1 protein-coding gene is annotated in these 13,755 nt (G+C 73.5%); it reads right to left on the reverse strand.

The window, feature by feature from the left end; genetic code table 11:
* Positions 1-30: 30 nt before the first annotated feature.
* Positions 31-13,722 (reverse strand): type I polyketide synthase, encoded by a 13,692-nt coding sequence (locus ACLWS4_RS02935; protein WP_416873262.1) that lies wholly within the window; start codon positions 13,720-13,722, stop codon positions 31-33.
* Between the last annotated feature and the right edge of the window lie 33 nt (positions 13,723-13,755).

Genomic DNA, 13,755 nt, shown 5'->3' on the forward strand with positions numbered 1-13,755 from the left:
GAGGAGTTGGCGCCGACGGTCCCGGCATGGTCAGTCGAAGTCCGGGTCGTCGAGCTCGTCCTCCAGGAGGGCGAACAGCTCGTCGGCGGTGGCCTCCTGGAGAGCGCGCTCGTCGGCCTCGCCCGTCCCGTCCGCCCCGGTCTCGCGGACGGCGCGGAAGCGCTGGGTCAGCGCCTCGAGGCGGGCGACGATCTCCGCGCGGGTCTCGTCGTCCGACGGGGTGAGCCCGGCGGCCAGCCGCTCGAACTCGTCCAGCACGGCCGTGTGGCCGACCAGTTCCCTCCCGGTCAGCTCGGTGATCAGGAAGTCCGCCACCGCCTCCGGGGTCGGGTGGTCGAAGACCAGCGTGGACGGCACCCGCACCCCGCACGCGCTGTTCAGGCGGTTGCGGAGCTCGACGGCGGTCAGCGAGTCGAAGCCCAGCTCGCGGAACGCCCGGCTCGCCATGATCTCGTCCGCCGAGTCGTGGCCGAGGACCGCGGCGGCGTGCGTCCGCACCAGCTCCACGACGGTCCGGCGCCGCTCGGCGGCCGACAGGCCCGCCAGCCGGGCGGCGAACTCATTGCGCTGGTCGTCCTCCGGACGGCCGGAGGAGGTGTCCTCCTGCGCCTCCGGAATGGTGTCCAGCAGCGGGCGCGGGCGGGCGGCCGTGAAGACCGGCGCGAACTTCTCCCACTCGACGTCCGCCAGGGCGATGAACGTCTCGTCGTCGGCCAGGATCTCGCCGAGCGCCGTCAGGGCCCGGTCGGTGTCCAGGAAGTTCATGCCCTGCCGCAGCAGCCGGTGCGGGGTGACGCGACCGGGAGCCTGGTCCATCGCCGCGTCGACCGCGTTCCAGTCGCGGGTGTTCCAGACACCCCAGGCGATCGATGTCCCGGGCAGGCCCCGGCCGCGACGGTCCTCGGCGAGGCCGTCCAGGAAGGAGTTGCCCGCCGCGTAGGCGCCGTGGTCGTTGCTGCCCCAGGTCGCCGAGATCGAGGAGAACATCACGAACTCGTCGATGCCCAGGTGCGCCGTCGCCTCGTCCAGGTGGACGGCGCCGGCCGCCTTCGCGCCCAGTGCCGCCGCCAGGCCTTCGCGGCTGGTGTCCTCGAGTCGGGCCAGGTACGGCGTGTTCGCCGAGTGCAGGACGGTGGACAGGCCGGGGCCGGAGTCCTCGATCCACGCGACCATGGCCGTGACCTGCGCACGCTCCGTCAGGTCGCACGACACGACCTCGACGGCGGTGCCCGCAGCCGCGACGGTGGCGGCCAGCGCCGCCACCCCGGGCGCCGCCGGACCCGAACGGGAGGTCAGAACGACCCTCGGCGTGCCGTGCTCGGCCAGCCACGGGCCGACACAGACACCGATCGAGCCCGTACCGCCGGTCAGCAGGACCGTCCCCTTCGGGCTCCAGGCCCCGGCCTTGGGCCGGTGCTCCTCAGCCCGCACCAGGCGGCGCAGGAACACACCCGACGGACGCAGCGCGACCTGGTCCTCCCGGCCGTGCGCGAGCACGCCGGCCAGCCGGGCCGCCGCCTCGACGTCCACCAGCGGCGGCAGGTCGACCAGACCGCCCCAGCGGTCCGCGTGCTCCAGGCCCACGGCCCGGCCCAGACCCCAGACCTGGGTCTGGATCGGGCTGGTCGTCACCTCGCCAGCGGCGACCTGCACCGCGCCACGGGTCAGCACCCAGAGGGGAGCGGCGATCCCGGCCCGGCCCAGCCTCTGCACCAGGTCGAGGGTGTCGGCGCTGCCGCGCGGAACCCACCCGAACTCGGCGTCCGGCGTCTCGTCCAGCGCCAGGAGGGACACCACGCCCTGGACATCCGCACCGGCACCGGCGATGGCCTCGTCGAGGCCCGCCAGCGTCGTCCGCACGACCTCGGCACCACGACCCGCCAGCCCGTCGGCCACCGCACCGGCGTCCGGCGCGTCCCCGACCAGCAGCCAGGGCCCGGACAGGACCGCCGAACCGCTGATGGCGGACGGCTGCCAGGTGATGCGGTAGCGCCAGTCGTCCACCGACAGCTTCGTACGCTCCAGCACCGGGGCCTCGGGCCAGTAGCGGCGCCGCTGGAACGCGTAGGTCGGCAGCGCGACGGTCGTGCCGCCGCCGAGCACCGCCGCCCAGTCGACGGGGGCGCCCTGGACATAGGCCTCGGCGAGCGAGGTCAGCAGGCGCTGGGCGCCGCCCTCGTCGCGTCGCAGGGTGCCTGCGACGACCGGGGAGCGGTCCTCCAGGCTGTCACCGATCGCCGGGGTCAGCACCGGGTGCGGGGAGACCTCCAGGAACACGCCGTGTCCCGCGTCGCCGAGGATCCGCACGGCGCGGTCGAACTCGACGGTCTCCCGGAGGGACGCGTACCAGTACGCCGGGTCCAGCTCCGGGCCGGACAGCCACTCGCCGGTCAGCGCGGAGACCATGGGGATGCGGGCCTCGGTCGGCGTGATCCCCTGGAGAACCGAGAGGATCTCCGCGCGCAGCTCGTCCACATGGGCGCTATGCGAGGCGTAGTCCACCGGAATCATCCGGGCACGCGGCGAATCCCCACAGGCGTCCGCCAGTTCACGCAGCGCGTCCGCGTCACCGGACACGACCGTCGCCGACGGACCGTTCACCGCCGCGACCGACACCCGGGAACCGTACGGGGCGATACGGGCGCGGACACCGTCCACCGGCTCCGCGATCGACAGCATCCCGCCACGACCGGCCAGGGCCTTCAGAGTCTTGCTCCGCAGAGCCACGACCTTCGCGGCATCGTCCAGGGAGAGAATCCCCGCGACGGCGGCCGCCGCGATCTCGCCCTGCGAGTGACCCACCACCGCGTCCGGAGCGACACCCGCCGCCTCCCACACCGCCGCGAGCGAGACCATCACCGCCCACAGCGCCGGCTGCACCACATCGGCGGCCTCAAAGCCGTGCCGGCCCGCCAGAACGTCGTCCAACTGCCAGTCCACATAAGGCGCCAGGGCCTTAGCACACTCCGCCAACTTCGCGGCGAAGACCGGCGAGGCCTCCGCCAGCTCGCGGCCCATACCGACCCACTGGCTCCCCTGACCGGGAAAGACGAACACCGTCCGCCCCACCCCGCCAGGAGCCACCGAACCGGTCACCACACCGGACGCCGGCTGCTTCGTCGCCACCGCCGCCAGACGCTCAGCGAGCTCGCCCCGCTCACCGCCGAGCACGACGGCCCGGTGCTCCAGCGCCGCACGCGTCGTCGCGAGCGACCACGCGACGTCGCCGACCGACAACTCCGGCCGCGCCAGCACGTGTTCACGCAGTCGACCCGCCTGCCCCGCGAGCGCCGCAGTGCTCTGGCCGGAGACCGGCCAGGCCGACGTCCCACCGGCGAGCACCGGAAGCACCTCGGCTTCCAGCTCCTCGGCTTCGACGTCGGGCGCCTCCTCCAGGATGAGGTGGACGTTGGTGCCGCTCACACCGAAGGCCGACACCCCCGCACGGCGCGGCCGCTCGCCCGCCGGCCACCGCACCGCGTCCTGGAGCAGACGGACGTTGCCCGTCTCCCAGTCCACGTGGGTCGACGGCTGGTCCGCGTGCAGGGTCTTCGGCAGCATGCCGTTTCGCAGCGCCATCACCATCTTGATCACGCCGGTGACGCCGGCGGCGCACTGGGTGTGGCCGATGTTGGACTTCACCGAGCCCAGCCACAACGGCCGGTCCTCGTACCGCTCCTGGCCGTACGTCGCCAGCAGCGCGCCCGCCTCGATCGGGTCACCGAGCGAGGTGCCGGTGCCGTGGGCCTCGACCGCGTCGACGTCGGAGGGCGACAGCTGCGCGTTGGCCAGTGCCGCGCGGATCACCCGCCGCTGCGAGGGGCCGTTGGGCGCCGCCAGACCGTTGGACGCACCGTCCTGGTTGGCCGCGCTCCCGCGGATCACCGCCAGCACCTGGTGCCCGTTACGGCGCGCGTCCGAGAGACGCTCCAGCAGCACCATGCCCGCGCCCTCGCCCCAGCCGATGCCGTCGGCCTCGTCCGAGAACGCCTTCGACCGGCCGCTGGAGGCCATGCCGCCCTGGCTGCCGAACTCCATGAACGCGCCGGGCGAGACCATCACCGCGACACCGCCGGCCAGCGCCATCGAGCACTCGCCCGACCGCAGGGCGAGCATCGCCTGGTGCATCGCCACCAGGGAGGACGAGCAGGCCGTGTCCACCGTGATGGCGGGGCCGGTCAGGCCCAGGCAGTACGAGATCCGGCCCGAGGCGACGGCGGACACCGTGCCGATCAGCCGGTAGCCGTCCAGGCTCCGGTCGTCGGCCGGCAGGCTCGCGTCGTAGCCGGCGTGGCTCGCACCGACGAAGACGCCGGTCGCCGAGCCGTGCAGCGACTTCGGGTCGATCCCCGCGCGCTCGATCGCCTCCCAGGACGTCTCCAGCAGCAGCCGCTGCTGCGGGTCCATCGCCAGCGCCTCACGCGGGCTGATCCCGAAGAACCCCGCGTCGAACTCGGCCACGTCGTAGACGAATCCGCCCTGTCGGCGGTACGCCTGCCGCTGGCCGAAGCCCTCCTCGACGGCTTCCCAGCCTCGGTCGGTCGGGAATTCGCTGATCGTGTCGGTCCCCGCGACGAGCAGGTCCCAGAACTGGTCGGGCCCCGTCACACCGCCCGGGTACCGGCAGCCCATGCCGACGATCGCGATCGGCTCGCCGATCGCCGCGGCCACGACCTGGACCGCGCCGTCGGCCTGGGCCGTCTGGCCGCCGGTGCCGACGAGTTCGCCCCGCAGGTAGTCCGCGAGGGCGGTGGCGTTCGGGTGGTCGAAGACCATCGTGGAGGCCAGCTTGACACCGACCTCCTTGGAGAGGCGGTTCCGCAGCTCGACGGCTCCGACGGAGTCGAAGCCCAGCTCCTTGAACGCGCGTTGCGGCAGCACGTCCTCCGCCGACTCGTGACCGAGGACCGCGGCCGCGTGACCGCGCACCAGGTCGGTCAGGACCTGGCGCTGCTCAGCGACCGGCATCCCGGCCAACCGGCTTGCCCACGCGCCGACTTCCTCGGTGGTGGACTCGACGGCGGCCTCGGCGGCCAGGACCGCACGGACCTCGGGCAGGTCCGCCAGCAGACGGCTCGGTCGGTGCAGGGTGTAGGTCGGCACGAACTGCGGCCAGTCGAAACCGGCCACCACCATCGCACCCTCACCGGCGTCCAGGACCTGGCCCAACGCCAGCATGCCCCGACGTCCGTCGATGCCCTCCATGCCGAACTCGCGCAACCGCTCGCCACCCGAGCCGGCCGCCATGCCGACGCCCGCCCACAGGCCCCACGCGATCGAGGAGGCCACCAGACCACGGGAACGGCGGTCCTCCACCAACGCGTCCAGGTGCGCGTTCGCCGCCGCATAGCCAGCCAGAGCGCCGCTGCCCCAGACACCCGCGCCCGACGAGAACAGCACGAACGCGTCGAGATCACGGCCGGTCGTCAACTCGTCCAGCACCGTGGCGCCGCCGACCTTCGCCGACAGCAGCCGCGACAGCTCGGCCACCGACAGCTGCTCCACCGGCGTCCGCCCGCCCGTCCCGGCCGAGTGGACCACCGACGACAGCGCCGGACCCGTCGCGTCGATACGGTCCAGGATCTCCGCCACGGAGGCGCGGTCGGCGATGTCACACGCCACCACCTCGACTGCCGCACCGCGAGCTGCGATCGACGCCGCCAACTCCGCCACACCGGCGGCACCCGGACCCGAACGGGACGTCAGCACGACCCGCGAGGCACCACGATCCGCCACCCACTGGGCCGTGATCGCACCAACGCCGCTCGTGCCACCCGTCACCAGGACCGACCCACGCGGCGACCACGCCTCACGCACGACCGGACGACCAGCACGCACCAACCGCCGCGCCACCACCCCGCCCGCACGCACCGCGACCTGGTCCTCATCCCCGACCAGGACGGACGCCAGCCGCGCACCGACGCGGGCGTCCATGGCAGCCGGAAGGTCGATCAGGCCGCCCCAGCGGCCCGCCAACTCCAGCGCCGCGACAGCGCCCAGACCCCACAGCTGCGCCTGCACCGGCCGCACCGCATCACCCGCGACCGCACCCACCGCACCCCGCGTGACCACCCACAGCGGGGCGGACACACCGAGCCGGCCAAGCTCCTGAACCAGCGCGAGCGTGTCAGCGCCACCACGCGACACCCACGGACCCGCCTCCTCCGGCGACTCGTCCAGCGCCAGCAGCGACACCACACCCCTCAGATCGGAGCACGCGGCCACCGCAGCGGCGACACCGTCCGGAGCCGAGCGGACCACAGTTGCCCCGTGGTGCTCCAGCGACTCCGCGACGGCAGCGGCATCCGGGGACTCCCCCACCAGCAGCCACGTCCCGGCCAGGACCCCGTTGGACTCGCTCACCGGCGCCCACGACACCCGGTACCGCCAATCGGCAACCGCCGAGCCGGCTCGCTCACGGCGCCGCCAGTCGGTCAGCGCGCCCAGCGCGGCATCCGCCGGGTCCACCCCGAGCAGATCGGCGAGCGCGGTGACATCACCACTCTCCACCGCGGTCCAGAAACCCGCCTCCGCACCGGTGGCCTCGCCCGCTTCGGAACGGCGACCGTCCAAGGCGGGCCAGTAGTGGCGGTGCTGGAACGCGTAGGTCGGCAGCGCGACGGTCGTACCGCCGGCCGTCACCGACGCCCAGTCGACGGGGGCGCCCTGGACATACGCCTCGGCGAGCGAAGTCAACAGGCGCTGCGCGCCGCCCTCGTCGCGTCGCAGGGTGCCCACGACGACCGGGGACAGCGCCTCCAGGGCGTCGCCGATCGCCGGGGTCAGCACCGGGTGCGGCGAGACCTCCAGGAACACACCGTGGCCCGCGTCGCCGAGGATCCGCACAGCGCGGTCGAACTCGACGGTCTCGCGGAGCGACGCGTACCAGTACGCCGGGTCCAGCTCGGGGCCCGACAACCAGGCGCCGGTCAGCGCCGACACCATCGGGATCCGGGCCGCGGTCGGAGCGATGCCCTGGAGAACCGAGAGGATCTCCTCTCGCAGATCGTCCACGTGGGCACTGTGCGACGCGTAGTCGACCGGGATCATCCGGGCACGCGGCGAATCCCCACAGGAGTCCGCCAGTTCACGCAGCGCGTCCGCGTCACCGGAAACCACCGTCGCCGACGGGCCGTTCACCGCCGCGATGGAAAGGCGGGAACCGTACGGGGCGATCCGCGTCCGGACACCCGCCACCGGCTCGGCGATCGACAGCATCCCGCCACGACCCGCCAGCGCCTTCAGGGTCTTGCTCCGCAGAGCCACGACCTTCGCCGCGTCCTCCAGCGACAGGATCCCGGCCACAGCGGCGGCAGCGATCTCACCCTGCGAGTGACCCACCACCGCATCGGGAGCGACACCAGCCGCCTCCCAGACCGCAGCCAGCGACACCATCACGGCCCACAGCGCCGGCTGCACCACGTCGGCGGCCTCGAAACCGTGCCGGCCCGCCAGAACGTCATCCAACTGCCAGTCCACGTAAGGAGCGAGAGCCGCAGCACACTCGGCCAGCCGCGCCGCGAACACCGGCGAGACCTCCGCCAGCTCACGCCCCATCCCGACCCACTGGCTCCCCTGCCCCGGGAAGACGAACACCGTCCGCCCCACCCCGGCGGCCGCCACCGACCCGGTCACCACACCCGCCGCCGGCTGCCCCGTGGCCACCGCCGCGAGACCCGCCGCCAGCTCGCCCCGCTCACCGCCCAGCACCACCGCACGCTGCTCGAACACCGATCGCGTCGTGGCCAGCGACCACGCGACGTCGCCCACCGGCAGTTCCGGCCGCGCCAGCACGTACTCGCGCAGCCGACCCGCCTGGCCGGCCAGCGCGGTCGCGCCACGACCGGAGACCGGCCAGGCCACACCCGCCGCCCCGGTGAGTACCGGGTTCTCCTGGCCCGCCAGCTCAACCGCCGCCTCGACGGCCGCCGGGGCCTCCTCCACGATCAGGTGGACGTTGGTGCCGCTGATCCCGAAGGCGGACACACCCGCCCGACGCGGCCGCTCGCCCGCCGGCCACTCCACCGCGTCCTGCAACAGACGAACGTTGCCCGTCTCCCAGTCGACGTGCGAGGACGGCTCGTCCGCGTGCAGGGTCTTCGGCAGCACACCAGCCCGCAGGGCCAGCACCATCTTGATCACACCGGCCACACCCGCGGCCTGCTGGGCATGACCGATGTTGGACTTCACCGACCCCAGCCACAACGGCCGGTCCTCGAACCGCTCCTGGCCGTACGTCGCCAGCAGCGCACCCGCCTCGATCGGGTCACCCAGCTCCGTACCCGTCCCGTGCGCCTCGACCACGTCCACGTCCGCCGCCGACAGCTGCGCACTCGCCAACGCCGCCCGGATGACCCGCCGTTGGGCCGGGCCGTTGGGCGCGGACAGGCCGTTGGAGGCGCCGTCCTGGTTGACGGCGCTCCCCCGGAGCACGCCGAGCACCTGGTGCCCGTTGCGGCGGGCGTCCGAGAGGCGCTCCAGCACGAGCATGCCCGCGCCCTCGCCGATGCCCATGCCGTCGGCGCCCTCGCCGAAGGGCTTGCAGCGGCCGTCGGAGGCGAGCGCCCGCAGGCGTGAGAAGCCGACGAACTCGGCCGGGTCGGCGATCACCGTCACGCCGCCCGCCAGCGCCATCGAGCACTCGCCCGACCGCAGGGCCTGGCCCGCCTGGTGCAGCGCGACCAGGGACGACGAGCATGCCGTGTCGACGGTCACCGCGGGCCCGTTCAGGCCCAGCGTGTACGACACCCGGCCGGAGAGCACGCTCAGCGCGTTCCCGGTGATCAGGTGCGCCTCGGCGCCCGGGACGGTGGCGCCCGTCGCGATGTAGCCCGACGACGCCGCGCCGATGAACACGCCGGTCGCGGAGCCGTGCAGCGACTTCGGGTCGATGCCGGCCCGCTCGACCGCCTCCCAGGAGGTCTCCAGCAGCAGGCGCTGCTGCGGGTCCATCGCCATCGCCTCGCGCGGGCTGATCCCGAAGAACCCCGCGTCGAACTCCGCGGCCCCGCTGAGGAATCCGCCCTCGACCACGTAGGTCGAGCCCTCGGCGTCCGGGTCCGGGTCGAACAGCGCCTCGATGTCCCAGCCGCGGTCGGCCGGGAACGCGCCGATCGCGTCCCCGCCCGCGACCAGGAGGTCCCACAGCTCCTCCGGAGTCCGGACGCCGCCCGGGTAGCGGCAGGCCATACCGACGATCGCAATCGGGTCGGTCGACACCGCCGCCGCCGTCACGGTCTGGCCCTCGTCCGCGTCCGTGCCGAACAGCGCGGCCAGGATCTCGTCGGCCAGCGCCGACGCGCTCGGGTGGTCGAAGATCACCGTGGACGGCAGCCGCAGGCCGCACGCGGTGTTCAGGCGGTTGCGGAGCTCGACGGCGGTCAGCGAGTCGAAGCCCAGCTCCCGGAACGCCCGGCTGGCCACGATCTCGTCCACCGACTCGTGGCCCAGCACCGCGGCCGCGTGCGTCCGCACCAGTTCGGTGACCGTCCGGCGCCGCTCGGCCGCCGACAGGCCGGCCAGCTGGAGCTCGAAGTCACCGCGCCCGTCCTCGTCACGACGGACCGTCGTGTCCTCCTGGGCCTCCGGAATGGTGTCCAGCAGCGGGCGAGGCCGTGCAGCCGTGAAGACCGGCGCGAACTTCTCCCACTCGACGTCCGCGAGGGCGATGAAGGTCTCGTCGTCGGCCAGGATCTCGCCGAGCGCGGTCAGCGCTCGCTGGGTGTCGAGGAAGTTCATGCCCTGCCGCAGCAGCCGGTGCGGGGTGACACGACCGGGCGCCTGGTCCATCGCCGCGTCGACGGCGTCCCAGTCGCGGGTGTTCCACACACCCCACGCGATCGAGGTCCCCGGCAGGCCCCGGCCGCGCCGGTCCTCCGCGAGCCCGTCCAGGAAGGAGTTCCCGGCCGCGTAGGCGGCGTGATCGTTGCTGCCCCAGGTCGCCGAGATCGACGAGAAGAGGACGAACTCGTCGATGCCAAGGTCGGCCGTCGCCTCGTCCAGGTGGACGGCGCCGGCCGCCTTCGCGCCGACCGCGACGGCCAGCTCCTCCCGGCTGGTGTCCTCCACCCGGGCCAGGATCGGCGCGTTGGCGGAGTGCAGGACGGTGGACAGGCCGGGGCCGGTGTCCTCGATCCACGACACCATCGCCGTGACCTGCGCACGCTCCGTCAGGTCGCAGCTGACGACCTCGACGGCCGAGCCGCCGTTCGCCACGGCGGCGGCGAGCGCCGCCACGCCGTGCGCCGACGGGCCGGACCGGGAGGTCAGAACCACCCTCGGCGCGCCGTGCTCGGCAAGCCAGGGGCCGATGCAGACGCCGATCGAGCCGGTGCCACCGGTCAGCAGGACGGTGCCGCGCGGCGACCAGTCCTCCGACTCGACGCGCCGGGCCTCGGCCCGCACCAGGCGGCGCAGGAACACACCCGACGGCCGTACGGCGACCTGGTCCTCACTGCCGTCCGCGAGGACGCCGACCAGACGAGCGGCGGCCTCGGCGTCCAGCACCGGCGGCAGGTCGAGCAGGCCGCCCCAACGGTCCGCGTGCTCCAGGCCGACCGTACGGCCGAGACCCCAGACCTGGGTCTGCACCGGGCTGGTCGTCACCTCGTCGGCGGCGACCTGCACCGCGCCACGGGTCAGCACCCAGAGCGGAGCGGTGATCCCGGCCCGGCCCAACCTCTGGACCAGGTCGAGGGTGTCGGCGCTGCCCCGGGACAGCCACGCGAACTCGGCGTCCGGCGACTCGTCGAGCGCCAGGAGCGACACCACACCGCGCACGTCCCCGCCCGCTCCTGCGATGGCCTCGTCGAGGCCCGCGAGCGTCGTCCGCACCGCCTCGGCGCCACGCGCCGTCAGCGCCTCGGCGATCGTGGCCGCGTCGGGGGCGTCGCCGACGACCAGCCAGGTGCCGGACAGGTCCGCCGGGCCGCTCGCGGCAGAGGGCCGCCAGGTGATGCGGTAGCGCCAGTCGTCCACCGACAGCTTCGCGCGCTCCACTGCCGGGGCCTCGGGCCAGTAGCGGCGCCGCTGGAACGCGTAGGTCGGCAGCGCGACGGTCGTCCCGGCGCCGAGCACCGACGCCCAGTCGACGGGGGCGCCCTGGACGTACGCCTCGGCGAGCGAGGTCAGCAGGCGCTGAGCACCGCCCTCGTCGCGCCGCAGGGTGCCTGCGACCACCGGGGAACGGTCCTCCAGGCTGTCACCGATCGCCGGAGTCAGCACCGGGTGCGGCGAGACCTCCAGGAACACACCGTGGCCCGCGTCGCCGAGGATCCGCACGGCGCGGTCGAACTCCACGGTCTCCCGGAGCGACGCGTACCAGTAGGCGGGGTCCAGCTCCGGGCCCGCGAGCCATGCACCGGTCAGCGCGGAGACCATCGGGACCTGCGCCTCACGAGGCCGGATCCCGTCGAGGACGGTCAGGATCTCCTCGCGCAGCTCGTCCACGTGAGCGCTGTGGGACGCGTAGTCCACCGGGATCATCCGGGCACGCGGCGAATCCCCGCATGCCTCGGCGAGTTCACGCAGCGCGTCGGCGTCACCGGAGACGACCGTCGCCGACGGGCCGTTCACCGCCGCGACGGAAAGGCGGGTGCCGTACGGGGCGATCCGGGCGCGGACACCGTCCACCGACTCCGCGATCGACAGCATCCCACCACGACCGGCCAGCACCTTCAGGGTCTTGCTCCGCAGAGCCACCACCTTGGCGGCGTCATCGAGGGACAGGATCCCCGCGACGGCCGCAGCGGCGATCTCACCCTGCGAGTGACCCAGCACCGCGTCCGGAGCGACACCAGCCGCCTGCCAGACGGCGGCGAGCGAGACCATCACGGCCCACAGTGCCGGCTGCACGACATCAGCGGCTTCGAAACCGTGCCGGCCCGCCAGAACGTCGTCCAACTGCCAGTCCACATAAGGCGCCAGAGCCTCGGCACACTCCGCCAGCCGCGCCGCGAACACCGGCGAGGCCTCCGCCAGCTCACGCCCCATCCCGACCCACTGGCTGCCCTGACCGGGGAAGACGAACACCGTCCGCCCCACCCCGGCGGCCGCCACCGACCCCGTGACCACACCCGCCGCCGGCTGCCCGGCGGCGACGGCCGTCAGCCCCGCCGCCAGCTCGTTCCGCTCGCCACCGAGCACGACGGCCCGGTGCTCCAGTGCCGCACGCGTCGTCGCGAGCGACCACGCCACATCGCGGACCGACAACTCCGGCCGCTCCGCCACGTGTTCACGCAGCCGACCCGCCTGACCGGCCAGCGCCGCCACGCTGCGACCGGAGACCGGCCAGGCCACACCCGCCGCTCCGGTGAGTACCGGGTTTTCCTGGCCCGCCGGCTCAGCCGCCGCCTCGACGGCCGCCGGGGCCTCCTCCACGATCAGGTGGACGTTCGTCCCGCTCACACCGAACGCCGACACACCCGCACGACGCGGCCGCTCACCCGCCGGCCACGCCACCGACTCGCTCAGCAGCCGCACGTTCCCGGACGTCCAGTCCACGTGCGAGGACGGCTCCTCGGCGAACAGCGTCTTCGGCAGCACCTCGTGCCGCAGCGCCATCACCATCTTGATCACACCCGCCACACCGGCCGCGCACTGCGAATGCCCGATGTTGGACTTCACCGATCCCAGCCACAACGGCCGGTCCTCGAACCGCTCCTGGCCGTACGTGGCCAGCAGCGCGCCCGCCTCGATCGGGTCACCGAGCGTCGTACCCGTGCCGTGGGCCTCCACCGCGTCGACGTCGGAGGGCGACAGCTGGGCGTTGGCCAGCGCCGCGCGGATCACCCGCCGCTGCGAGGGACCGTTCGGCGCGGACAGGCCGTTCGACGCACCGTCCTGGTTGGCCGCACTGCCACGGATCACCGCCAGTACCTGGTGCCCGTTGCGCCGGGCGTCGGACAGGCGCTCCAACAGCACCATGCCCGCGCCCTCGCCCCAGCCGATCCCGTCGGCCTCCTCCGAGAACGCCTTCGACCGGCCGCTGGACGCCATACCGCCCTGACGCCCGAACTCCATGAACGCACCCGGCGACACCATCACCGCGACACCGCCGGCCAGCGCCATCGAGCACTCACCGGCCCGCAGCGCCAGGATCGCCTGGTGCATCGCCACCAGCGACGACGAGCAGGCCGTGTCCACCGTCACCGCCGGACCGGTCAGACCCAGGCAGTACGAGATCCGGCCCGACGCCACGGACGACACCGTACCGATCAGCCGGTAGCCGTCCAGGCTGGCGTCCTCGACGGGCAGGCTGGCCTCGTAACCGGCGTGGCTCGCACCGACGAAGACGCCGGTCGCCGAGCCGTGCAGCGACCGCGGGTCGATCCCCGCGCGCTCGATCGCCTCCCACGAGGTCTCCAGCAGCAGCCGCTGCTGCGGGTCCATCGCCAGCGCCTCACGCGGACTGATCCCGAAGAACCCCGCGTCGAAGTCGGCCACGTCGTAGACGAATCCGCCCTGCCGGCGGTATCCGCCCTGGTTGTCGAACGCCTCCCAGCCGCGGTCGGACGGGAACCCGCCCACCGCGTCGACGCCGTCGGCCACCAGGTTCCAGAACTCCTCGGGACCGACCGCCCCGCCCGGGTACCGGCACCCCATGCCCACGATCGCGATCGGCTCGCGGGCGCCGGACTCCAGCTCCTTGACCCGCTCACGGGTTTCGAAGTGCTCGGCGGCCAGCTTCCTCAAAGCGTCGAGCAGCTGCTTCTCATCGGCCATCGTGGGTCCTCCTCGACGTCGTCTTGATCTGAG

The organism is Kitasatospora sp. SC0581 (genome assembly GCF_048159585.1).
In the GTDB taxonomy this organism is placed as follows: domain Bacteria; phylum Actinomycetota; class Actinomycetes; order Streptomycetales; family Streptomycetaceae; genus Kitasatospora.

Coding starts and splice junctions, on each gene's coding strand:
- ACLWS4_RS02935 (WP_416873262.1), bottom strand. CDS start 13,722: ATGGCCGATGAGAAGCAGCTGCTCGACGCTTTGAGGAAGCTGGCCGCC.